We start from the raw sequence: 24059 nt of genomic DNA on the forward strand, positions 1-24059 counted from the left end.
GTTTTCTCCTAGAGACGCAGCTTGATTTTCTTGCGGAACGGCTTGCCGTGGAATGGGTTGATCCCCACTTGCGAGCGCCACGGCTCGATCTCGGCGTAACTCACCGGCTCGAACAGAATGGGTCGGTGCTGGCGCACGAACAGGATGCCTTCCTGCATGCGCCTGATTTCATCAGGGGTGGCGAGCGGGCGAGCTGCTTCGCTCAAGTTTTCGTTCAAGCCGAACTGGTCGATGGTGCGGCTGGTGCCGGTGGCCATCACGGTTTGATCCCCCAGCATTTGTCTGGAAATCAGTTCCAGTGTTTTGGGCGAGCGTTGTCCGGGTAGAAACTGCTTGATTTCAGTTTGACTTAAGAGCGTTTCAACAGCAGTGGGGCCGTACACTTTTGAAAAAGTATCTAAATCCTGAAATATGAGATGAAGTCGGAGACCGTACGATCTGCCCCATGTGAGGAGGGTCTCTAGCCCATTGACCTTATAATTCGTGGCCTCATCCAGAATGTAATACACGGGCCGTTCTTTATTTGAATGGCGCTTTACCGCCGTCATGCAGCACCACTGCATCAAACCGATAAATGCTTTGTAAGCCTCCATGCGGCTTGCGTCGGCCACGATAAATAACGTGGTGGGCTTCTTGCCCTCCTTGAGATCGTTCATGCTAAAGGTCGAGCGGCTCATGGCCGGGGCGAGCCGCCCGAATGCGAAGGCAGCCATACTTTGTTGCGTCCCTGAATGAAAACTCTCGAAGGTGCGGTTATCGGTGCCCGACATCAATGCGATCAGGTTTTGCGCTCTGGCCCTGACCAGCTCCGCAAACTCCGTGACATCTTTTGCATCGTGCACTTTCGCCCATTCGGTCTGCTCGATTGGAAACGGGCCGTCAGGATGTGGTTTGTCTTGGATATCTACCCCAACGATCCAGCGGGCCATATCGCCCAGACGGGTACGGTTTTCGATCAGCAGTGCAACCGATGAAAGCGTCGCGTCGTGTAAATCGACCATGACCTCGAAAAGGACGGCGTCGGTGATCAACCGCCGTCCGCCCTCCCGGAAGAAAGTATCGTCCGATTCCTTGTCACCGGGCTCTGACAGGATTTGCGCACACATTTCGCGAAGATCGTCCATGACATCGCGCAGACCCCCAGAGCGAGCAAGATCGTCGGCAATAATATCCAGAGGACTGAAACTATCCCCGTGCCCAACGATGTCCGCCCATAAATTTCCGGGATTCAGCACACGCACGATCTCGCCGCGCTTTTCCAGCGCAGCCTTGCACATGCATACGAGTTCGCCCTTGAAGTCCGCCACAACCTTGCTGTGCCCGATGCTCATGATGTTAGGCACAACCGTATAGATGCCCTTTCCGGCCCCCGCAGGGGCTAGGGTGAGGACATTCGATGCATACCGAAAGAATAGAGCGGACCCCGCAGCACCCGCATACTGCCCCCAGAAAGGCCCGCACTTGCCTTTGGTCAATCCGCCTTTGACTTCCTTGAGCGTCGCCCATGCAGAAGTGCCATGTTTTCCCGTAGGTTCGCGACTGGCGAAGAAATCGATGAAGTGCGCAGCATTGTCGAGCGCACGGATAACGGCTTGCAGACAGAACAAACCCGCCAACAAATGGATGAGTGCTGAAAACCAGTCAATGCGGCCAGCCATCATTGGCGGATTAAGGTGATAGGCCCACCACGCCATCCCGGTTGCAATACCGGCAAGGGCCAGTAGGGTGGCGGGGGATCGATGGCTGCGAGAGTGCGGAGCCATCATTCTTATCCAGCGGTATGACCGTCGCGAATGCGGGTAAACACTGGGTTCACCGCACCGTTGCCGGTAAAATAATCCCGCCAGAAGCCAGTCAGTTCTTCCTCGCTTTGGCAGTATTTCAAAGATCCTTGCCCGTAGCCGTAACGCTGCAATAGCAACACCTCAACTTCGATTCCTTCGAGCGAGCGCGGTGCTAGCCGGTTCTTATAGGTTTCCCGTTCCCGAAATATGCGGAAGGGCGGCATCTGGTTTTGTCTGTAGCAGAACTGCGCGGTATCGGAGTTTTGCAACAGGTCGCTCAATACGATCAGGCGGCTGCCCGGCACGAAATCCTTCATGTCTGAAACGTTCTTGATCAATCTCCAGCATCGGCGATTGCGAGAGCTGCCTGCGGGATTCCTCCGGCGTCGGCGACAGCATGGCCTCGATCTGCGGGACATAGACTGTCTCAAAAGAGGCGCTTCTTTTGCTTCTTCAGATAACCGGCGGATACGCCCTGTGCGCCGATATTCTCAAGATCGTCGGAATTGCGCGGAGCGCCGCAGATATGGAAGCGTGCCTTGGGAGTCGAGCTGATCTGGTCGCCCTCGGTGGTGACAAAGCTCAGGCGCTCGTTAAAGCTAAGGTTGGCGTAAAGCTCATCAAGGTAATGACGCACCGAGCGCGTTTGCATCGTGTTCAACCGGGGCTCGCTTGCGTCGAACAGCACCACGGTATGGCGTTGCTCGATGCCCTCGAAACAGCCGTACTGATCGGATACCGGCTGATCGAAGGTGGTCAAGGCGGCGTAAGCCAAAGCCCCGATGCCTGAAGCCAGCGCAACGCTCAGCATGACGATCTTGTGTAAATCGCGGTTCTTTCTTCGTTTCATGGGAGTCTCCTTAAAAAGAGTCAGGATTGAAGTGCACGTTTGAATACGTCGCTCAGCCGTTTAAGCGCTGCTGCTTTTTCCTTGGCGAGCACGGAACTACTCACGCTTGGGTGGGATGGACGATAAGCATCGGGCAGCTTGATGGCGGCGATATTGGTAAAGGCAAAGGGAACGAGCAGATCGTGGGGAATCGTGAGGTTCTTGCCTTCCAACACCGATTGGGAATTAATCAGCCTTGCCACTGATGCCGAAAATTCATTCTCGGCTCCGCGTATGGCTTCTTGTAGTTCCCGGTAGGCCTGATGGCACTCGGTGACTTTTTTGTGGTACTGCTTGGCGGATTTCGATTGGGCAGTTACCTGGACTTTCGCGTTATCCTCGGAGTCATCGCAGATCATCTCGATTTCTTCAACAAGGTCATCGTAAAACCGGTACAGATCGTCACGGGCAGCGACAACGCTTTGCTGGTACGTACTGTAATCGCCATACAGATGGGAAAATCCAGTCCGTCCTTTGTTATAAGAAAAAATCGTAATGCAGACATTCAGGAGTACGAGAAATACAGCTTCCGGCGTCACAAGCAATTCGTGATAGTGCGCCAGCGAATGCGCTACGCGGTCGAGAGAACCCATGGAACGCACAAGACCCACCGTCAAGATGAAGAATGCCATTACGCCAATGAAAACCCGGAACTGCCATCTGGCGCGGTTTCTGATCGTTTTGAATTCCGTCGCTTCCGGGTCCGCACTATTACTGCCATAGCTAAGGAAACGGCCAATGAAATATCCTGCGGAAACCGATAGCGCCACGTTGGTCAGGGAGATCAAAAAGCTCACGAGCAGTGCCGCAAACGGACCGCTGACCATATGAGCGTTGTAGAGAAAAGAGCTGTTGACTGCCGCATCGATAAACACGCAAACGGAAATCCAGAGCATGGATATCACCGCGTTCGGCTGGACGGATTTATCGATCAGTTTGTGGGTGGTGCAGAAAGCTCTCTCCGACTGTTCGGCTTGCCGGAGCGTCAGCACTTTCTGCGGGAGCGTCTGCTCCGCCTTGATGATGACGCTTTCAAGCTGGGCATTGGGCGAAGTGTCGGCGCTATGGTCAGGCTTGATCCGCCCTTTGATATCATCGGCCTCTTTGCACAGCACCAAGAGAGCGTCCGCCATTGCCTGTAGGGGTTTATCCAGTTTCGTGTAGTGACGGTGCAGCTCGGTTAGGAAATGGTCCATGTCTGTACTCGCTTATTTATGATGAAAGATTAAGAAAGAAGAAGCCGCCGAAGCTCGTGGATCAAGGCAGCGGAAAGACTGAAGGCCCAGATCCACTGACCTTCCATGATCGCTAAGGTGAAACCCGCGCAAAGAAGAGAAAGCGTCAGGAATTTGAAAATCAGGTTAATTTTGTTTTTCACCTCACACCTCATCTGATCCTCTCGAAAACGACTCAAGTTTGCAGGATGAAATGGCGTACAAATGTCCGCTGACGTGTACGCTGTTTTGTACGGCGGACAGTCCTCAGATCAATTGGTCGGGATGAAGCAGGAGTTAACCAGACCACAGTGCTACTTCTGGTTCTTGCTAAAAATGGCGGGGATTAAAGCTGAAAGAGACTTCAATAAATTAAAAACATCAGGGGATTACATAAACTTATTGCGCACGGCAGATATTCCATGCTACGGAAAAGCAGCACCAGTGGACAGGGTAAGATGCTGGAGAAGGGAAGTGAGTAGTGGCACAGAAAAGAACACTTGGCTCAAGATCGTTAAAGATAAAAGTTAAGGACGATAAAGTTACCATTACGTTTAATGCGCAAAACTGGGGAACCCAATACACCGAATTCCTGGATGCAATAGGAATGCATGCCGAAGATCGTGGCATTCCTGTTGCCGATCAAATAGGGCATGCCCTGAAACTCAAAGTCAGGGACATCTCGCCTTCTCAGGAAAGCTTTGATCAATTTATGGATTTGTGTGACAGGCTGGCTGGCGCCGATGCTGCTGAACAGTCGGGACAAAATCAAATAGTTGATTCCGATATCGGCGGACCGGGATAACTCTCATTTCCCGCGTTAAAAAAATATCTCCGCGGCGCATTCTTTCATTTTTGGATACACTTATCTCCTCGGAATTTATGGGGAGAAAGTGGATGTGGAAGATGAAGAAAAAAAGAACAATATAATTTTCACCGCAGAATCTATTGTTAATTCGAATTACCGAAATCTTTTTAGAGAAATTGGGGATTGTGGATTACGTAGTAAATGGGTGAAAAAGGACGGGAAGAAAGTTCCCGTCCTGGCGCATCCCTTGTATCCTCCTCCTTATCTACGACTCGATTTTATCCATCTTTTCGATTTTCTAAAGGTAAGGACTGGCACTGGTCTACAGAAACTTCATTTGGAGATAGATAACTCTTCAATTGAGTGGGCCGCGTTTAGCCGAGGCCGCAATCGAAATGTCAGTAATAAAGTAGTAACGACAGGAATATGTACTGCCTCCAGATTTCTGAAAATTCCGCTCATCAGTTTACTGGCTCAGTTTCTTGAAGATTGCGAGACCAAAAAAATACGACTTTCTTCATACGCAAAATATGAAAAAGTCATAGAAAGGTTTTTGCAGGATGCGCTGGATTTAGTCGAGCAATCGCAAGCAATATCTCCTCCGCCTTTTTCTCAGGACAATCAAGAACCTCCTGAACAACCGGTCACCAAAAATTCGACTGGTTATAAACCAGTTACTGGTAAAGATAAATGGCTTGACCCTAATAACTACACGGAATTACCCCTCAGAGGCCGAGGAGATGAATTTAATTTTCTCAATGAATTTATCGAAGCTGACGGTCCATTCAAAATCTGGGCCGTCGCCGGGCCTTCCGGTGCAGGCAAAACAAGACTGGTTTCCGAGTGGTCGACGACATCGCCGAAACTGACCGGTTGGCGTTGCCGCGTATTGCATAAAGAAGATCGAGCCGAACCCGACCCCGGCAAATGGGTCAGAGGATCCTCCGCTGACTCGATACTGATCATCATCGATTACATGTATGGGTTTGAAAAAGTGATTCAGAAATTAATGAAGAATCGCTTCGAGGCAACCTCACCGAAAATAAGATTGCTCGTTATCGATCATATATTTTCTGAGGATTTACACAAAGATGAACGCTGGGGGCTTACGGGCACCCAGTCCAGTTTCAATCAAAATGAAGATTATTTTTTTAAATTAAAGCCGCTTGATCTGCGGCAAACGCAGAAAGAAATCATCAAATCGATTATTGCGCGTCGCGCTAATATCGATGAGGGAAGCAACCCAGTCGCTAACGCCAACACATACCTTCTCGGGTTGAAGGAACAGGGTGCATATCTCCCTCTTTTCGCAGCGCTTGTGGGGGATGCAATCAGGTCGAGCAAAGATTTTACAGTGTGGAATCGGCGTGAATTGATCGATTATTATCTTTCAGGCAATGATCGTTTGCCATGGGAACACGGGACCAAAACAGGGCGATGGGCATCGCACTTTATTGCGGTAGCGACGGCAAGACGTAATATGGCTTATGGGGAGTTATATACAGCGGCAAAAAAATTTAACTCTGTTCCTAAAAATTTTGGCAAAGTAAAAAAAATATGCCAAAAAGTTATTACTAGGCACGATGAAATTATTTTAGCTCCTTTCGAGCCGGATATCCTCGGGGAAAGCTTTTTTCTCAAATTTCTTCAATTCCTTCAAGATTCGGAATATCAGGAAGAATTCCGGCAAGCATTTATAACAGGGGACGCGAATTCACAGGCGAAGGACGCCAAGGAATTTATTGGCTTCATCCAGCGCTTGACACGGAACTTGCTAAATGACGACCAGAACAATAAAGAAACACGATCACTATGGAATGCGCTCTTTGGCTTCATGACGCCCTCGAATTTCGAAGATGCTCAACCTATGAAGTGGGCTGTAACTGCTGGGTTAATCGATATCGTGGACGAAATAAAAGATCGGTTTCCCGAAGACGAAATTGTCGCTTTGCTCACCAAGGTCGAACCCGCGATTCTCTATCATGATACCAATGATCATTCTTTAAGAGATTCCGTAATCCGTGCCATGCTTTATTTCGAAATATCACACAAATTTACTGAAAAAACGCCTGAGTTTCCTGATGAAATGTTTGCGTTGTTTGAGCGATTTAAGGCAACCAATGGTAACGAGGGCATGCCCCTGATGCTTGCAAGTTATCATAATCTTAATAATGTAATCAAGGTATTAATAGCAAACAAAGTGAATATAGAAGCAAGGCTTCCCAATGATATTAATGCGCTCATGTGTGCAAGTATGATGGGGCATACCGAGACCGTAAAGTGTCTGCTTAATGGGCAAGCAAACATAGATGTCGCCGATGAAGATGGCTGTACAGCCCTCATCTGGGCCACTTTCAGCAACCACATCGAAACGGTCAGGCTGTTGCTAGAAAAGGGAGCGAAGATAGACACCGCCGCCAATAATGGTCGAACAGCACTTATGGTGGGCTGCACCAACGGTCACATTGAGATGGTTAGGCTATTACTCGATGAAGGGGCAACGATGGATATCGCCGACAACAATGGTTGGACGGCGCTTATTGGGGCCTGCACCAATGGTCACATCGAGACAGTCAGGTTGTTGCTTGAGAGAGGAGCGAGGAAGGACATCGCCGATAAAAAGGGCTGGACGGCGCTAATCTGGGCCCTCATCAACTTTCACTTCGGAACGGTGAGGCTGTTGCACGACTGGGAGCAAATATAGTGCTCATTGTGCACAAAATTATCATTTCCAAATTTCAACCTGTACTGCATTTTCTGAATTTTTTACAAACCCTACCGGATGGCAATGGAAAGACGTTTTAACCATAAATTAACCACTTATTAACCCATTGCTGTTAGCGTAAAAGGACATTTTTTTGCAGGCATAACACCTGCACAAGTCGATATTAACCGGGAGGCAGGGACATTGGGGCGTGATGGGTCCAAAGTTTCATCAGCAGTGGTTCAGAATAACGTAGTTGTTCTGAACCTTCGGTATGCCGTAGCATACCGCGCTTTTTCGGCGGCACGGCTCCTCCATAGGAGCCGTTAATGGTTGAGCCGACCAATGCAAAATTGCGGGTTTCTGGTGGATTAACGAATACCTTCATTCATTGTCATACCTGTCTGTCGGACGAAGATTTTGATCGTCTACACCGCTTGGAATCTACCGAAAGAGAAAACTATATTCACAACGGCCAGCTCAGCGGTTCTGTCGCCAGCGTTACCGAGCGCAATTCGGTAGCCAATACAGGTCAAACCAGACAGGCCGAGGAACGTAAGTCGAAAGAACGCCGAACGGCGCAGTTTGTCGAATTGCTTGAGCAAATCCGTGCCTCCATCCAGCGGATGGAAACCGATGTTAAGGCATTAGTGGCCTCGTTCGAAAAGCGAGACGGCGACGCATGGCGGGAAAAGCTGGCGCTTGATATTCTGGGAGCGGACGATATTCCGCAGCAGCGATCCGGCGAAAACATTAACGCGTACCGCCAGCGGCTGGAACAGCACCTTATCAACGAAATGCTCAATGCCGATGGCACGATCAAGGATAAATATAAAAACGATGCGAAATACGGAGACTACGCGGAATGGGCGCAGAAACAGTTCCATCTAAACAGCGCTAGAGCTGTTGTCGCGGAACTGGATGACGACAACACCGACCTGCAACGAAAAGAACAAATCCTCAGTGAAATGAAAGAACGAGGATTTATTCAGGAAATGGTGTTTGCTGACCGCGTATCCAACAATTTGGATACACAGACATCTGTACGGGATACCCGCGATGGTAAGCATGATGAAATGCTGTCACAAGCACGCTCTTCTGACGCCCCCTTGAAATTTATGTCGTAGGTTATTGGAAAACCGGGTTTGTGTTGGCCGCCCGTCTGGCGATACCCGCAACCTGTTCACGTACGTTATCAATAAAAAATAGTCCTTCCGTGCCGCCCCGAACATGAAACGCAATGCCGGCGGCGGGCGCATCGTTCTGTTCAAAGAAGAATTTGATGTTCGTCAAGCCGACCTTTTTAAAATCCCGCGTGAGCACAGTCTTGATCTGATCGTCCGTAACGCCTGACTGCGTTCCCATACGCACAGAAATTCCCACACCGTTGGGATTCTTCTCCGACCATTCGCTCCCTGCCACGTCCACGCAGGGCTGCTTCCAGCAGGTGATATAGTCTTTCTTGGCTGACAATAAGGCCTCCTGCGCGTATCCAGTAACACTGCTGAAAGTCACGAACAGAGCCCCCAGAATTGCAGTCAAATAACTGAAACTAACGTTTCTTTTCAGAACCTTGCGCTGTGACAAAAAGGGACCATTTTGTCACAATTCACATATCTCTTTACGCATGAAAAGCAGCCCATCTGATGTGTTTTTTCGACACAATCTTTCCATTTTTTATTGACGGGGAACGGTTATGAGGATAGGTCAAAAGGGTCCCCTTTTGTCTATCGTTAAAGGACCGGAATGGATAGGAAGCACAGTCACGCGCAAAAAGATGCATGCCGCACCATCGGTTATGCCCGCGTCTCGACAGAAGACCAGCATCTGGACCTTCAGATCAATGCCCTGAAGCTGGCCGGGTGCAGCGCCATTTTCGAGGATCAAGGTATATCGGCCACGGCCAAGCGGCGGCCCGGCTTCGAGCAGGCTTTGTCCAGCTTGCAGGCAGGCGATGTTTTCGTTGTCTGGAAAATGGACCGCGCCTTTCGTTCGCTTAAAAACGCACTGAACATTCTTGAGGAGTTTGAAAACCGCGCCATCGAGTTTCGGTGCCTGACCGAGGACATAGACACCACCACCGCAATGGGAAAATGTATGTACCAGATACGTCATGCGTTCTCGGAATTGGAGCGTAATCTCATCCGGGAACGCACCAAGGCCGGAATGGAGGCCGCACGGCAACGCGGGGCCCATCTGGGCAGGCCGAAAAAGCTGTCACATCGCCAAATTACCCAAATGCAGGGCCTGTTACAATGCCACCCCAGCATGACCCCCGCCCAAATCGCAGCCCAGTTCGGTGTTTCCACGCGCACGATTTACCGCGCTCTGTCGCGAGCTCCTGATATCAAAGAAGAGCTGGCGATAATGCGGGATCGTGCCCATTTTAGGATGATATAGGTCTAATTGACCTAAGTATAATTACTCGTTCGACGGCTGAAAATCGGAAGCACATGAGCAAGGAAGAAATAATTCATCAGGTAAAAATAACTGCTTGTAACGAAGAGTTAAAGAAACTTGAACTCCAATGGGGGCGGCCTAAATTTACGGCAGACGATGGGTTAGGGCCTTTAGACAATCTCCATCAAGCGGGAGATGCGGTCGTATCGGTAGTAAGTTTTTTCGATAATGAATTAGTCAGTATCGGGAGCGGAATTATGATTGGGCCGGGCCTGATGCTTACCGCTACGCATGTTCTTAATGAGTTTCCAAGATCTGGTCCTGGTCCAGTTATGCTCACGTTTCTTCCTGAGGGCGCGGCTCGCGCGTGGATTCCCACAGCCACAGTTACTGCTTCAGGAAAGAGCGAGTTCGTGATGAATGATAATAAAGTTATATCCGATCTCTCCGTTGTTTCGTGCGGTCTTAACTCCGAGGCTCACATCACGCATCCATTGTCGCTAGCAGCAATTGAGCTATGTCTCCCACTTCCGGGGCAGAGGCTTTGGGCTGTAGGCTTTCGGCATGGAGCAATCGACTCGGGCGTAGCTCCAATAACACCGCTCGTCAGTTCGGGTTTGGTAACAGCCTGCTATCCACATGGTCGGGGTGAGCGCATGAGATCACCGTGCATTGAAGTATCTATGGAAACATTGGGAGGAATGAGCGGTGGTCCAGTATTTAACGAGGGTGGCCGCTTAATTGGGATTGTCTCCTCATCCTTCGATGGTGGCCCAACTTATGTGACTCTGGTCTGGGATGCTTTGCGGACATCGATTGATAGCTTGCCTCAGGAAGTCTGGCAAGATCAGCCCACAGGCTTAGCTGAAGGAGTGCAAATGGGCCTCGTCAAAATCAAAGGGCATTTCACAAGCGACGCGGAGAGAAACGTAAGGATCACCCTATCTGACGAAGAAATGATGCTCCTTGTTTTTACTCAAGGTGGAATTTAAGATGCCTAACGTACGATTTATTTCTGTCCTACACTGCGCCACGCTACGCGCGCAAGAGGTGCGCTGTACTACAAAATTTGAAATTTTTTCGTCCAGCGCATCTTGGCAAGGGGACCCGCTAGCGCGTCCCCGTTGCATCCCCCCGGCCATTGGCACAGCTCAGGCATCGAGCCTTCCTGCACCAGCAACCGTTGCGCCGGTCGATCACGCGTCAGGGTAATGACCCCTGACACCCGCCAGTCAGAGGAGCGTTCCTGCTCCTCCGACACCTCCATGACCGGCGGCGCTTTCGGCCCTTCCTTGGACCCTACCAACCAATGGCGTGCTGCCTTGAAACCAGTATCTCCCGAGATCAACCCTGTGCGGATTAAATGCGCAAGGTTGCCTTCCCTGCGCCCAAACCATGCAGTACCTTAATGGCCGATATATCTCCGATCACACAATGGTAATCTGTTCTTCGTTGAACAACTTCCGCTCGATCAACTCTCGCCGCGCTGTATCCGGATCAGGTGTAAACAACAGAACGCGCAGATTCTCCTCGGCACGTGAGAAGCTGACATAAGCCAACTTGCGACCTCGCTCACGCTGGCCGTCTGTTGGCTCACCCGCCGTTTGAGGGGTGAGTAGCTTGGTGAAGCTATAGTTGTTCCAAGCGGCTTCGATATCGTCGTAAACAACCAGTACGTTAGGGTACTCCTCACCTTTTACGCCGTGTTGGGTGCTGTAGTTTGTATTTTTCAACATGAACTTGCAGAACGGCTTCAGGGCGCTCGCATGCATCGAAAAAAAAGAGTCTGCCAGCCAATCCCCTTTCTCCGAACTGTGCTCATCTTCATCGAAGATTTCGCTTCTCGGCTCTCTCGCAAGTTGTTCGAGGAAGTGATCTGACATGCTGACTAACTCGTGATCCCGAACGTAAATGAGCGCTTCCTTGGTGAATCCTTGCGTCCATATTTCGCCCAGCCGCTCAAGGTGCTTCTTCGAAAGCTCCATCATATACCTGAGGCTCTTCTTCGCATTCGGGCCGTTCATGTCGAACGCAGGGCTATTGGCCCGTAAGATGTCAATGACAGCCCGTTGGTCGCCGTTCGCCTGCGCTGCAACTAAGGGCCAAATCGTTTTGATGAATGGTTTGAGGAGATAGTGCTCGCCAGACTCATAGTCATCCTCTGCGCGAGCAGAGGCAAATGGCCCGGTGAATAGGGTCTGCAATTCTGAAAACCCCAGTCGCCGTGCTATCATCTGTCGGACGAGAAATAAGCGGGTGACATCATCGCGATTTCTCCAGCCCCAAGCATCAAGCGCACGGTCCATTTGTTCCAATGCACGGTCGACCTGGGGATTGGTATACCGCTTACGGTCGCCCTCAGGGTCCTCAGCTTGCACCAAGCGAATCTCAACACTGCCTTCAACTTCTGCGTTTTCACCCGCCGGCATCTGTTCAACGTCGTCGCGGAACGCATTGAGCAACTTGATTACCGCCCTAGAGCAGCGGAAATTCTCTTTCTTGGTGATCGTCAGACCGCCTTCTGGAGGGCCAAACCCAGCGGCTCTGCCGTCGTAAATCTGCTGCCAAGGATCACCAAAATAGCCCACGAGGGGGAGACCTTGGTTGCTGCATATCAGATTGAGACCTGAAACTATAGATTCAAAAGTGTCCTGAGCCTCATCAACAAAAATATATGGATACTTCATACCTAATAGCTTGCGCAGATTTTTACGCTCGACGATGAGATATCCGGCTATTTCTATTACGTCATCGTGACTAAGGGTTCCGCCTACATAATCGCTGTAGGAAGAATTGTCGTAGTTAAATTTAGGGACGTCATCGATACCAGATAGCGCGCCTTCGTAGCGCTCTACCTGTGTACGCGCTCGTCGAGCTATCTTCGTATTTTTCCCAGAGTCATCCTCGCGTGCCTTGGCTAGAAGGGCTGGTATACGATCCTTCTTAAGCGCTAAGCGAATATCATGTTGGAATCGCCCAATCTCTCTCCACAGGAAGCTATGCAGAGTGGTGACCTCATAAAGGTCGTCAAACTTTAGCCGAGAGCGTATGACATCGACGGCTCTGTTCGTGTAAGTAATGCACGCTACCCTCTGTCCCGCTTGCCGTAGTTTAGGCCCGCTCTCCCTCCCGATATAGGTGAGCGCTTCAATCAGGGAAGTTGTCTTTCCTGATCCCGCTCCGGCAATCAAAGCGAAGTCACGTTCGGCTTTAAGACATTCGGCTACTTCACGGTCAGCCTCTGTGGGGATTAGGGTTGCCATCACTCCATCCCCATCTCAGCAGGGCCGTGGAGCTTCGTCTCAAGCCACGTTAGACCTTCCTTAATATAGCTTGGAACGGCCCATGAGCTGTCGCCTGCTAGTATGCTCATAGCAAAATCCGTTTTTTTGAATTGATCCGACTTGATGCGTTGATAGATCGCCTCGTAAGCTTCGGCGAGACCTTGCGGGATGGGTTTTCCTAAGTCGATTTTCTTTGCACGCAGCATAGAAAAGTTTTGATAGGCAAAAGCTTCTTCAATGGTTCTGGCTAGCATGCTCTGGTTGGCTTCGCCTTCACTTACCAGCACCGCAGTTTGAAAACTGATGTATCTCGCTGGTGCGCCAGCACTTTTCTTCGGGGCGTCCAGAGCTTGAAGCTCCGCAACTGTGGTGACATGCAGTAGTTTTTTTAGCGAAGCGTTAGATGTGAGCGCTTCAGCTTTGTCGCCTCGGCATGTGGCATGATTTCCAGCTTTTGACACAGAATCCAAGTCAGTAATTATCAAGTAGGGTATGCACAAGAACTTCATCAACTCATCGAAACGATGAGCATAGGCTCCGCCAATCTCCAAAATAGTTAAGTATGATTGACCTAATCGGCTTGCGCACTTATCTATCATTTCTGGAAGCAGAAGTTTCTCGACTGAGCCTTCCACTAAGATTGCAGCATCCGCAAAGAAGAGATCGCAGTGCGTGAGTCGCAAATAGCGCTTCAAAAATTCGAGGGCCTGCTCTTCGCTGGCCTTTTGGCCTTCAATATCTACCGGCTTCGGTTTGAAATCACGCAAGCTATGAACCTGAGTAGCGTTGAGAATCTTGGCACTTTCTGTTACTTCGCCCTTCAGCAGACAGCGACGAAAATAGCGGATTTTTCCAAACTCAGTGGCCTCCAAAACGTGAGAGGAATGCGTTGTTACCACCAATTGCGGATAAAGAGAGTTCTCCTTCTCGATCCTTGCCGATTGGGATATTACCTTCCAAATGTTAGATATAAAGGTCTGCTGCACCTGAGCATGAAGATGAACTTCAGGTTCTTCGATGAATATCATCTGACAAAGAGGGCGATTTTCGGCGGTCCTTAGCCACTGCGAGTGAAAGTGCCTTGCCTGGATCGCCATGTAGATCAGATTCTTGAAACCCAAGCCATTATATAGCTCAGGCAATTTGTGGTCCCGGTCGGAGTCCACATAAAGAAGATCGGTACTGCCACGCAGCGCGGTTTCTGGACTAAGTGAGGATACTATCTGTAGCTGACGGTCATTGATCGATGGCACGCCGAGCCCCTTGATCATCACCATCAAGCCATCAAATTGCTTCTCGTAATGCTCGGTAAGTTGCTTGTTGTTCTCATCAATGACTTGGTGCGCCTCGGCTGCCGCGTCCGTCTGCTCCAGATTTTTTCGGTAGAAGCTAGCGAAGGCATTCGAAAGGCGATTGCTCCTGCCTCCTTCGTCATCATTGACATTACGTTGCGCGTCTACAAAATCGACGCGGATGAGAGTTTGAAGGAGAGCCTTACCTTCTCGTTGATCAAGACTCATGGCGACAATCTCACCATCCTTTTTTTCGAGGGATGCGTATGTTGTTTCGAAATGCCGACCTAAGTTATTGTCTTGAGATAGAAACTCCGAAAGACGTTTGGTAGATTTTCCCCCGTCACCTTGAGGATATGCTGAGAGATATGCATCGCGGAGTTTCTCAGGGTCCTTGCTCTTATAGGAAAGACGGACACCAAGTTCCTCAAAATTATCAGTCAAGTTCGGTAGGAGGCCGAAGGCTCTGCCAAATTCGATCTTATCTGGGTCGATTGCAAACCAGATATCCAGCTCTATCGCAGGCAAATTCTTCCCATTACCTGCGTCGCCGAAACCGTCAATATCTTTGATTTTAGATACCGAAAAGTCATGGATGCTGAAAATGCGGTCAGCAAGGAAGCTCCTGAATATCGCAGTTGCAGATGTTTTGCCGCTATTATTAGGCCCCACAAACACGGTTTCTTTCGCTTCGAGGTCGATTGAAATCTCTTCCAGCCTGCGAAAATTTCGAACCGCAACTCTTTTGATCATGATTTTCCCCGAGCGGCTATTAACATTAATCGCGGGTATGCTAGCCTAAAGGTGATTTCGAAGCCAGTTGGTTTGGTTTTAACTTCCACTGGGTATTGTCGGTCAGGAAAGTCGATTAGAACCTGCCCGTGGATCTTAGATGTTGCCGTGATAAGCTGGGCCAGAGGGAGAGTTTCATGGGGGATGGCTACAATTTTGAGGAATTGAAGCGTGAGATATTGGCGCGCAGCAGAGCTAGCGATTGGGAGCTCGCCAAGAAAGAATGGCAGCTCGTCGCAATTTCGGAGGCGCACGAGCCCGAAAGGTGTCTTTGTTCTCACTTCCCCATTATCGAACTTTGCAGCATCTCCAATCGAGTAACTGGCGTATCCGTTGATGTCGGGAACGTCTGCGTGAAGCGCTTTCTTGGCTTCAGATCAGACTTGATATTCGCATCCCTCAAACGCATCCGAAAAGAGATCCAAGCGAGCGTCGGAACCGACGCGACAGCCTTTTTTTACGAACAAGGCATCATCAACGACTGGGAGTACCGCTTCCAGCAAAGCACGATGCGGAAGCGGAATCTCAGCGAGGCTCAGATGGCAACCAGAACGAGAATCAATCAGAAGATCATTGCGTCGATAGGCCGCAGAGGCATTGGTTAGCAATAAGCACGTTCAGAGGTCAGGGTTGCGAATCACACGACGGTGTATCTGGGACGTTTTGTGTCCAGCCGTCTTAACACTACTTCCGGCTGAGGTTTACTAACGGTATTCTACTATATTGACGATTGACGTAAACCGTCAATATGTGATAGGGTTAAGAATGATAAAGAGCTTTAAATGCCGGAAAACAGAGCGCCTCTTTGAAGGCCAGCATGTTGCGGCATTTTCCGGCTTTAAACGCCAGGCGGAAAAGCGCCTTAGAATACTGGATGCTGCCGATACGCTTGAAGCGCTGGCTGCTTTACCCAGTAACCGCTTTGAGCGCTTGTCCGGTGACAGGGCGGGACAATACAGCATTCGCGTCAATCAACAATGGCGTGTATGTTTTACGTGGGACGAAGGCGCGAATGATGTGGAAATTGTGGATTATCACTAAGTTTTATAGAGAGAAAGGTAACGGAACATGACGAGAGAAGCTATTCACCCCGGCGAATTTCTTGCTGATGAATTGGAAGAAATTGCTATGACGCGCACAGAGCTTGCGCGGCAGATCGATGTGCCTGCAAACCGTATCTCGCAGCTTATTCGTGGCAAACGCGACTTGACAGCAGATACAGCTCTACGGTTAGGACGGTTCTTTGGCACCGGCCCGGAGCTGTGGTTGAACCTGCAAAAAACCTATGAGCTTGATAAGGCGAGAACAGAACTGGGTATAAAAATCCAGAAAATCAATCCGTGGAAACCCCATGAAGAAGTACATATTTGATATTCGGTGTTTATTCTTAACTGGTAGCCGTTTTCTTTTGCGATTTTTTATCCGTCCTACGTGCGTAGCGTGCTGGAACGCTTCCGTCCGCAGACTGTAGTCATGTCGCAAAATGAGATATATCCGAAGGCCCAGCATAGCGCGGTTTTGCCGTATTTATATGTATGTACAATTCAGCCTTTAAAGCATGCTTATATCTCGAAAAATTCGGAACGAACTCATGGAGAAATCATAGATTTCGTACATCAAGTGATGAACAATCCCAAAAAATATAAGGACGTTTTTGCAAATTGCAGCCAAAAAGAGATAGAAAAATTACAAAACGAATTAAAAGAAGACGCTACCGAAATGGGTAGAGCGAGATACAGGACAGGACCCTATCAAATTCACCTGAAACTGATAATGTCTTGAACAGGATTTGCCAGAAGTTTCCTTATAAGCAGCTAGGAGTAAAAATGAAATTTTTATCAGGGTTTGGAAAAGGTGAAGAAAAATCCAGCGGGATTAATACCAACGAAAATCTTTCCAACAGCACAATTTATGAGGCAATACCTTTCGTGCTCGCTATGCCAAAACTGACTACCAAACTTTATAACACCTTGGCCAAAGACCGCTCATCTTCACAACCCTTCTTTGTTTGGAATGTAAAACCCGGAGACAGGGTAGAACGTAACGCCATCATCGCTGAATTTAATCTAAAATCTCAACATCTATTACATAAATCGGTAGCACAGCTTCGCATGCCACATGACGGGATAATTACAGAAACTTCAAAAAACGAAGAATCACCGTATCTTTTTGCGTTTCAGCCCTTACTCCCTCTTACAAAAGCTTTTCATTATCGTAATAAAAGCCCTCTTAATGGCGAGCAAAAAGATTCGTTGGAATTTTTAACATTTGTAAGACATGCTTATCTAGGTATCACTGAAAAAACATTTTCGGCTGTTAATGATAAAGGTTTACCCGATAATGACGCTAACGATTTTGTTAATGACGAACTTGAAAAAATGGGTCAGGCAACGATCATTCCCCTTATAGAGAACTGACACATCCCAACCAATGCCGACCATACCTATATTAATAAAGTCGTCTGCGAACTTCCGCCGCTATTTCCGATCATCCACCTTTACCTCGCTATCGCTACATAATCCTTCAAAGCATCATCGCATACTTCCCAATCGGGCATATAAGCACTCATAAACGACTTGAACACTTTGCCATGATTGGGGACAAGCAAATGAACAAGCTCATGCACAATCACGTACTCACCAAGATGACGGGGAACTTCTAAGAGCTCTGTGTTTAGGGTCAAGCGGCCACGCGTTGAAATAGAAGCCCATTTTTGGGTCATAAGACGCAAGTGTATCTCAGCAAGATTGACATTGATTTTGCTTGCCCAATGGCGCACAGCCCAACGTAGATCATCCGCATCATCCCAATAAGCTATACTTTTCTTTGTCACAGCGTTTAGCATGATCACACCCTTTGCAGCCTGAGTAACGTATTGGCGACATCTATCATTCGCTCTTTCCCAACAATCGCAAGCAACGCCTTGTAAAGCTCTGCACGTAGCTTGTTCTTCTCCATCGTGTTCCAGAGATAATCAGGATACTTTAAGAAGAGATTATTTATCTCAATCGCTTGATTAACTTCAACCGTAGCACCAACCGCTCTGAGCACGGTGTAAATCGCAAAGGTATTTTCATTAACGCCCAGCTCATTCCGCTCTTCCGTTGCATCAACGGTTTCCTGCGCGAGTTCCAGGTATTTTTTCAGTGCTTCTTGCGTTGTAAGTTGTCGGCTTTCATACGCTTCGGCCAAACGCTCAGCACGTTCACCAATAGAGATCAGGAAGGGTTTGCTTCGGGCATCGTTATCGATCATCGTCCTTAACAGTTTTTTCAGGTTAAGGATTTTTGTTGTATCGGATGTTCCTGCATCGCGGATCAAGCGCAGCTCTTCCGGTCCTAATACATGGATTTCACCCGGCAAGCTTAGGCCGCTAAAGCCCGTATGCTCACGCAAGAGCTTACGAGTTTTCTCTGTGAGTTCTCTATCAACATAAGGCTTGGGATCATAAGCATTACGGATCAGACTGTAGAGCGCGGCCAGCTTCTCAAAGTCTTCTAACCAAGGCCGCAAGAACGGATCAGGGGAGAGAACATCAAACACCCGTTGCATTTCTTTGAAGAAACGGAAGAACTCGTCTCTGACCTTTTGCTCTGCAAAGTGCTGAATGGCCTTGTCTTTGGCTTTATCGTCAAATCCTTGCGCAAGCGGAAGATAGTTTTTCCCGCGCTCATTCATCATGGTTTCAAAGAGCTGCTTCAAGACATCGATATTCTGGATACAGGCCGCGACAACGTCACTATCGAATGCCAAAGCGTTCTCTAACTTCTCAAAGATACCCACGAAGTCGAGAACAAACCCGTATGGCTTGATCAGCCCTTCATCATCTTCATAAGGACGGTTTACCCGTGCAATCGTTTGCAGCAAGACGTGATCGCGCATAGGCTTATCAAGATACATCGCGTACAGGATTGGCGCATCAAAGCCCGTTAATAGCTTTTCCGTGACGATCAATATCTTCGGCTGCGTGTTCTTGCGGATGAACTGCTTACGCACATCCTTCTCTTCAACATCGGAAAGCTGATAGGCACGAAGATCATCATCATCGTTGTGCCCCCCTGAATAGACAGGAACGGAATATTCGGCTGGCAAGTATTTATCGAGAGCTTTCTTGTACAGAACGCAAGCCTCACGATCAACGCACACAAAGAACGCCTTGAAGCCCATTGGTTCAACATTCTCTTTGAAGTGCTGCGCGATGAACCGAGCGATTTCATCCACCCGTTTATCCGTCTTCATCATTTCTTTCAGTTCAACGGCACGGTCGAGTATGGCATTCAGCTCTTCAATATCGCTTACACCTTCGGCATCGGATTGCAGCAAGAACTGCTTTTCAAGTGTCGCACGGTCAACGGTGAGATCAGAAGGCGCAAGCGCATAGTTCAATTTCAATGTCGTACCGTCTTCGATACTCTCAGCAATCGGGTATTTATCAAGATACCCGATTTCATCATCCGTACCGAATATTTTGAACGTGCCTTCACCCTTGCTGATTTTATCAATCGGCGTTCCCGTAAAGCCTATGTAGGTTGCATTCGGCAATGCGCCCATAAGATAGTTTCCGAGCTTGCCGCCCGTTGTCCGGTGCGCTTCATCGACAAGCACGATAACGCTATCCCGCGTGTTGATATTGGCAGGGAGTTTGTCGAACTTGTGGATCATGGAAACGATCAGGCCGCGATAATCCGAAGACAAGAACTTTTGCAGCTCTTTCTTGTTCTTGGCGACTTCATAGGTCTTTATCCCATAAGCATCGAGATTTTTATCAAGCTGACCTTCCAGCTCGTTCCGGTCGATCAACATCAATACGGTAGGCTTAACATCGCCCGGTGCTTCACGGATCAGCCGCACCGCAATCGTGATCATGGTAAGGGTTTTACCGGAGCCTTGTGTATGCCATACCAAGCCCCGGTATTTGTCTTCTTCCTGCGCCCGTTGCAGCACTTTCTCCACAGCACGGGTTTGATGCTGGCGCAAGATCACTTTGGTAAGCTGATCTTCCGTGGTCAAGAAGACGATATAATGTTGCAGGATATTGAGGAAACGCGTTCGGTCAAAGAAGCTCTTGATCGTCTTCTCATAGTTGTCGGTCTGCCCCGGCTGCGCATCGAGCTTCCAGCTGAAGAGCCCCTTACGCGTTACGCCCCAACTTACACCATAGAAGAAACGGATCAGCTCGGTCACCTCAAACATCTGCGCATGGGTAAACATCTCCGGCGTTTCGCGGTGGTAACGGCGGATTTGCGTAATGCCCACCTCCAGCGCATCGCGTTTTTCTGCCGCCTTGGTTTCGCACATGCTTACCGGGAGGCCGTTGATCAGGAACACAACATCAATCCGGTTACGGAAGGCCACACCCTTTTGCCACCATTCATCGGTGACATGGAACTTGTTATCTTCGATGCTGCCAAAATCGATGACGCGCACATTGCGCTCACGGTTCTCACTGGCAACGAATACAGATTGCTCACCTTTCAACCAGCCCAAAGCCTCACGGTTTCCGTCAATCGTAGGCTTGATCAGCGAGAGCTGGCGAATGATTTCATCAACATTGCCTTGCGTTATAATGCCGGGGTTCAAGACAAGCAGTTGTTCACGCAACACATCACGGAAGAACAAACCTTCTTCCCCGCCACGCCATTCCAGTTGTTGCTCTTGGCTCACGCGGCCCCAGCCAATTTGATCGGCGTATTTCAGCATGGGCTCTTGAACTGCGCTGTATTCACTCATGCGGCCACCTTTTTCTTAACGACCTTCTTAGGTTCAAGAAGCGGTTCAACCGACAACTTACCGCTCATAAGTTCATCAAGCAGGGAATGGAAAAGCTCATTAAGCACTTTCATCTCTTCTATCAACGCACGTATTTTCTTTTCTTGCGCATCTAGTATATCGACGATTTCTTTTTGCTCTTCCAGCGATCCAAGAGGGAGTTTCATAGCTTGCAGAATGGGTATATTCACCCCTCCCTTTAGCTTTCCTCCTTTGTTTTTGTTGATATGATCCCAATAAAGGGGAGTTTCAGCGAAGTGCGCGAAATATTTAGGATGCATAACATTCTTCTGTGCTCTTACGCGAATAAGGTAAGACGCGTAAACCGCTTGATCTGGACAATCAAAGATATAAAAGGCCTTTCCCGTTGTTGCCCCTATTCGAGCAATCACCAAATCATCTTTTATCAACCTTTTCTTTGTGAATGTTCTTTCATCACAAACGCAATAAGGCACATTATTCCAATCTACATAGCCATTTTGAATGTCAGTTATTCTTAGGAACTTTGGCCCGACGGGATGGTTGTTTGCACTTTCCGTATAGCCATACTCCGGCTTTTCTGCGCAGTTTTTCAGAGAACAAACATCCCAGCTTTTTGGCATCTCACCGATTTCAGTTTGTTTGAGAGCTTCGCGGCGAGTGCCATGCGTGAGCAAATAGGCCATTAATGCGGCTTTGCGCTCACGCTCCAAGGCAAGCTCCGCCTCTCGCGCTTCTTTGGCTCTCTGCACAGCCTTCAATGTCTTTGCAGTGGCTTCCTGCTCTTCTATAGGAGGCAGAAGAAGTTCCAATGTTTCAAGAGCATCCTGCTTTAGTCGCTTGCGACCAGTTGATCCTTGCATCTTTCCTGTTAGATAAGCTCTGACAGATTGTCTTTTTATATGACCTGCAAGATAATAAATGTTACTAACACCAGCCCTTCCTTTCACGGGTATGACTTCTGTAGTGGCGATACCATAGCCATTTGGTATATTTACTGCTATGCCTTGTTTGCCATTCTCAAAGCAGGGCGTTATCTTGGAAACAAGAAGATCGTCTTCTTCGAAATATGTTCCACTGCTTATATCTTCAAGGTTTCTTAGCTCATGTTCACTTACTTCCAATGAGTTTTCCGGGATTAGAGCCATAGGTATAAAGGCAACTTTTTCAGAGTAAGAACGGCCACGCGGCTTTTTAGTGAAGTCATAGACTTCGCCTACTGTCGTCCTTTTCCAGCCTTTAGGAAGCTCACAACTTTTCATTTAAGCCACCTTCAACTTCTTCAAAAGATCATCCAGCTCTTTATCAGCTTGCTCCCGCTCTGCACGGGCACGGTTTAAATCTTCAAGGATATGTGGTAATGAGCGGTGTGATGCAGCCTCACCATTTTCTACATATTGTGATGGACTTAGATTGTAATCGGTTGCCTTGGCATCTTTCAGAGTTATGATCTTGCTGAGCTTATCGATTTCTTTCCATTGTTGAAATGTACTCACCACATTGGCAATGTCATCACCAATTCGCAGCACGTTCTTCGGCTTTTCCTTATCAAAGTACGTGCTGGCATTGATCAATATGATCTTGTTTTTGCGTTCTTTCGGCTTGGCTTTGTTCAAGAAGACAAGAATACCCGCCGCCGTTGTGTTGTAGAACAGGTTATCAGGCAGAAGGACAACGCCCTCGATCCAGTCATTTTCAACAAAATATTGCCGCGCATCACGTTCGCGGCTTTTGTTCTGACTGCCTGAGCCTCGTGAAACTGCACCTGTATCAAGCACAACACTCGCCCGTCCAGTATCATTAAGCGAAGCCCAGATATGTTGTAACCATCCCCAATCTGCATTGTCATCTGGCGGGAACTTGATGAAGCGGTTGTAACGGTCATTGGCATAGAAGTCTTCACCAAGGTAGGGAAGGCTGTCTTTGCCTTGGTTCCACATCGGATTGGCAACCACGTAATCGAAGCGTTTCAGTCCCGCACCCTCGGCGGCAAAGCCGGGACTGCGGAACGTGTCGCCAATCGCAAAGTAACTATCCATGTAATCATGCAGAAACATGTTCATCTTAGCGATTGCGTAGGTTGTGGCCATCGCTTCCTGCCCATACAGCTTTGGTGCTTGCGCCCGTTTAGCCGGGTGTGCCATTTCGTAATGAAGGCGGGTTTTGATCAAGAGCCCGGCTGAGCCGCATGTCGGATCATAAACGGTTGTACGCGGCTTCGGATCGAGAATACGCGCCATAAGCCAGCCCACTTCTTTCGGCGTGAAGAACTCCCCGGCACTCTGGCCTTGTCCTTCTGCGAACTTGCGTAGCAGGTATTCATAGGCGCGGCCTAAAATGTCCGGCTCTGCGTTTTTCAATCCCAAACGGTGACGACTGATCACCTCAATCAGTTTGGCAAGGCGGTCATCATCGATCGTGCGCTGACCTGATTGCCGCTCATTGTAATCCTTAACATCGACAACGCCTTGCAAGTCCGGGTTCATACGCGCTACTTCGCGCATCGCATCGGTTACAAACTCGCCAAGCGTTCTTTTCTTTCCCCCGCTATCGCCGGATTGCTGGCCATAGTTGCGCAGCTTGTTCCAACTATATTCACGGGGGATATAGAAGCGCACCATCGGCTTCCGGTTGTTTTTGAGCGCGTCCGCATGGTCCTGTTCAACGATCTCACGCGCAATATTTTCATCACCGAATTGTTCGATGTATTGCGTAAACTCATCATCAAACACGTCTGATAGGCGTTTAAAGAACACCAAAGGGAAGATGAAGTCTTTATACTTTGGCGCGTCCTGAGCCCCCCTGAGCGAACAGGCGGCATCCCACAGCCATGTTTCCATTGCGCCTATATCGAGATGTTCACTCTTCTTAACCATGCTTCTTGCGCCCCGTTGTGTGCTCTCGCGTCCAGTTGTCTATATCGTCCTTACGAAACCGCCATGCTCCACCCACTTTGAAGCCGGGGATTTTCTCATCGGCTGCAAGGCGGTATGCGGTCTTCTCCGTGATCTTTAGGTACACGGCGACTTCCTTGATCGTCATGATCTCGCTTGTCATTCCTCACCGGGTTGTTGGGATTGGTAATATTGGGCAAAATACGGGAAAAATCGGGAAAGGACAAGACGCTATCGGACTTTATAAGGG

At 48.8% G+C, this 24059-nt stretch carries 22 protein-coding genes; 9 read left to right on the plus strand and 13 right to left on the minus strand.

The window, feature by feature from the left end; genetic code table 11:
• Positions 1–8: 8 nt before the first annotated feature.
• From BLP45_RS00180 to BLP45_RS00195, 4 genes are all read right to left on the minus strand, one after another.
• On the minus strand, positions 9–1766 hold the full coding sequence (locus BLP45_RS00180; RefSeq protein WP_090368632.1) for a type IV secretory system conjugative DNA transfer family protein: 1758 nt from the start codon (positions 1764–1766) through the stop codon (positions 9–11).
• Positions 1767–1768: 2 nt separating this feature from the next.
• Positions 1769–2122: a hypothetical protein gene (locus BLP45_RS00185; RefSeq protein WP_143002351.1), complete on the minus strand. Its 354-nt coding sequence runs from the start codon at positions 2120–2122 to the stop codon at positions 1769–1771.
• Positions 2123–2211: 89 nt separating this feature from the next.
• The gene (locus tag BLP45_RS00190) at positions 2212–2634 is read right to left on the minus strand and encodes a hypothetical protein (RefSeq protein WP_090368636.1); all 423 of its coding nucleotides are present in this window, start codon (positions 2632–2634) and stop codon (positions 2212–2214) included.
• Positions 2635–2654: 20 nt separating this feature from the next.
• A complete protein-coding gene (locus tag BLP45_RS00195; protein ID WP_143002352.1) occupies positions 2655–3869 on the minus strand; it encodes a hypothetical protein in 1215 nt (404 codons plus the stop codon).
• 499 nt (positions 3870–4368) lie between these two features.
• Between BLP45_RS00195 and BLP45_RS14235 the strand changes: the two genes are divergently transcribed.
• The 3 genes from BLP45_RS14235 (at position 4369) to BLP45_RS00215 (ending at position 8526) form a co-directional block, all read left to right on the plus strand.
• Positions 4369–4692 (plus strand): hypothetical protein, encoded by a 324-nt coding sequence (locus BLP45_RS14235; RefSeq protein WP_143002353.1) that lies wholly within the window; start codon positions 4369–4371, stop codon positions 4690–4692.
• A 94-nt stretch (positions 4693–4786) separates the two neighbouring features.
• Positions 4787–7399 carry an ankyrin repeat domain-containing protein gene (locus tag BLP45_RS00210; protein ID WP_143002354.1) on the plus strand — a complete coding sequence of 871 codons (2613 nt, stop codon included), beginning with the start codon at positions 4787–4789 and terminating at the stop codon, positions 7397–7399.
• 329 nt (positions 7400–7728) lie between these two features.
• Positions 7729–8526 carry a hypothetical protein gene (locus BLP45_RS00215; protein ID WP_090368646.1) on the plus strand — a complete coding sequence of 266 codons (798 nt, stop codon included), beginning with the start codon at positions 7729–7731 and terminating at the stop codon, positions 8524–8526.
• 1 nt (position 8527) lies between these two features.
• On the opposite strand, the gene BLP45_RS00220 is transcribed toward BLP45_RS00215, so the two are convergent.
• The gene (locus BLP45_RS00220) at positions 8528–8872 is read right to left on the minus strand and encodes a hypothetical protein (RefSeq protein ID WP_090368648.1); all 345 of its coding nucleotides are present in this window, start codon (positions 8870–8872) and stop codon (positions 8528–8530) included.
• Between the two features lie 273 nt (positions 8873–9145).
• Here BLP45_RS00220 and BLP45_RS00225 point away from each other — a divergent pair, with 273 nt between their 5' ends.
• Positions 9146–9799 carry a recombinase family protein gene (locus BLP45_RS00225; RefSeq protein ID WP_090368649.1) on the plus strand — a complete coding sequence of 218 codons (654 nt, stop codon included), beginning with the start codon at positions 9146–9148 and terminating at the stop codon, positions 9797–9799.
• A 53-nt stretch (positions 9800–9852) separates the two neighbouring features.
• The gene (locus tag BLP45_RS00230) at positions 9853–10791 is read left to right on the plus strand and encodes a trypsin-like serine peptidase (RefSeq protein WP_090368651.1); all 939 of its coding nucleotides are present in this window, start codon (positions 9853–9855) and stop codon (positions 10789–10791) included.
• Positions 10792–10859: 68 nt separating this feature from the next.
• Here BLP45_RS00230 and BLP45_RS00235 read toward each other — a convergent pair whose 3' ends face one another.
• The 3 genes from BLP45_RS00235 to BLP45_RS00245 all read right to left on the minus strand — a co-directional run bounded on the left by BLP45_RS00235 (position 10860) and on the right by BLP45_RS00245 (position 15128).
• Complete coding sequence (locus BLP45_RS00235; RefSeq protein WP_143002355.1) at positions 10860–11066, minus strand: hypothetical protein; 207 nt, start codon at positions 11064–11066, stop codon at positions 10860–10862.
• 160 nt (positions 11067–11226) lie between these two features.
• Positions 11227–13062 carry a UvrD-helicase domain-containing protein gene (locus BLP45_RS00240; protein ID WP_090368655.1) on the minus strand — a complete coding sequence of 612 codons (1836 nt, stop codon included), beginning with the start codon at positions 13060–13062 and terminating at the stop codon, positions 11227–11229.
• On the minus strand, positions 13062–15128 hold the full coding sequence (locus tag BLP45_RS00245; protein WP_218117911.1) for an ATP-dependent nuclease: 2067 nt from the start codon (positions 15126–15128) through the stop codon (positions 13062–13064). The genes BLP45_RS00240 and BLP45_RS00245 overlap by 1 nt, the downstream gene beginning before the upstream one ends.
• Positions 15129–15304: 176 nt before the next feature.
• Here BLP45_RS00245 and BLP45_RS00250 point away from each other — a divergent pair, with 176 nt between their 5' ends.
• The 4 genes from BLP45_RS00250 to BLP45_RS00270 all read left to right on the plus strand — a co-directional run bounded on the left by BLP45_RS00250 (position 15305) and on the right by BLP45_RS00270 (position 17584).
• Positions 15305–15772: a hypothetical protein gene (locus BLP45_RS00250; RefSeq protein WP_090368659.1), complete on the plus strand. Its 468-nt coding sequence runs from the start codon at positions 15305–15307 to the stop codon at positions 15770–15772.
• A 160-nt stretch (positions 15773–15932) separates the two neighbouring features.
• Positions 15933–16208 (plus strand): type II toxin-antitoxin system RelE/ParE family toxin, encoded by a 276-nt coding sequence (locus BLP45_RS00255; RefSeq protein WP_090368662.1) that lies wholly within the window; start codon positions 15933–15935, stop codon positions 16206–16208.
• Positions 16209–16235: 27 nt separating this feature from the next.
• Positions 16236–16538 carry a HigA family addiction module antitoxin gene (locus BLP45_RS00260; protein ID WP_090368663.1) on the plus strand — a complete coding sequence of 101 codons (303 nt, stop codon included), beginning with the start codon at positions 16236–16238 and terminating at the stop codon, positions 16536–16538.
• 455 nt (positions 16539–16993) lie between these two features.
• The gene (locus BLP45_RS00270; RefSeq protein ID WP_090368667.1) at positions 16994–17584 is read left to right on the plus strand and encodes a hypothetical protein; all 591 of its coding nucleotides are present in this window, start codon (positions 16994–16996) and stop codon (positions 17582–17584) included.
• An 80-nt stretch (positions 17585–17664) separates the two neighbouring features.
• Here BLP45_RS00270 and BLP45_RS00275 read toward each other — a convergent pair whose 3' ends face one another.
• The 5 genes from BLP45_RS00275 to BLP45_RS00295 are packed head-to-tail and all read right to left on the minus strand — an operon-like array spanning position 17665 to position 23972.
• Positions 17665–18012, minus strand: a complete 348-nt coding sequence (locus BLP45_RS00275) for a M48 metallopeptidase family protein (protein ID WP_090368669.1) — start codon at positions 18010–18012, stop codon at positions 17665–17667.
• 2 nt (positions 18013–18014) lie between these two features.
• A complete protein-coding gene (locus BLP45_RS00280) occupies positions 18015–20897 on the minus strand; it encodes a type I restriction endonuclease subunit R (RefSeq protein ID WP_090368670.1) in 2883 nt (960 codons plus the stop codon).
• Positions 20894–22177, minus strand: a complete 1284-nt coding sequence (locus tag BLP45_RS00285; RefSeq protein ID WP_090368672.1) for a restriction endonuclease subunit S — start codon at positions 22175–22177, stop codon at positions 20894–20896. Before BLP45_RS00285 ends, BLP45_RS00280 begins: the two co-directional genes overlap by 4 nt.
• Entirely contained in the window at positions 22178–23791 is a 1614-nt protein-coding gene (locus tag BLP45_RS00290; protein WP_090368674.1) for a type I restriction-modification system subunit M, read from the minus strand.
• On the minus strand, positions 23784–23972 hold the full coding sequence (locus BLP45_RS00295) for a methylation-associated defense system helix-turn-helix domain-containing protein MAD1 (RefSeq protein WP_090368676.1): 189 nt from the start codon (positions 23970–23972) through the stop codon (positions 23784–23786). Before BLP45_RS00295 ends, BLP45_RS00290 begins: the two co-directional genes overlap by 8 nt.
• Between the last annotated feature and the right edge of the window lie 87 nt (positions 23973–24059).

The organism is Nitrosospira sp. Nl5, from assembly GCF_900102495.1.
GTDB lineage: Bacteria > Pseudomonadota > Gammaproteobacteria > Burkholderiales > Nitrosomonadaceae > Nitrosospira.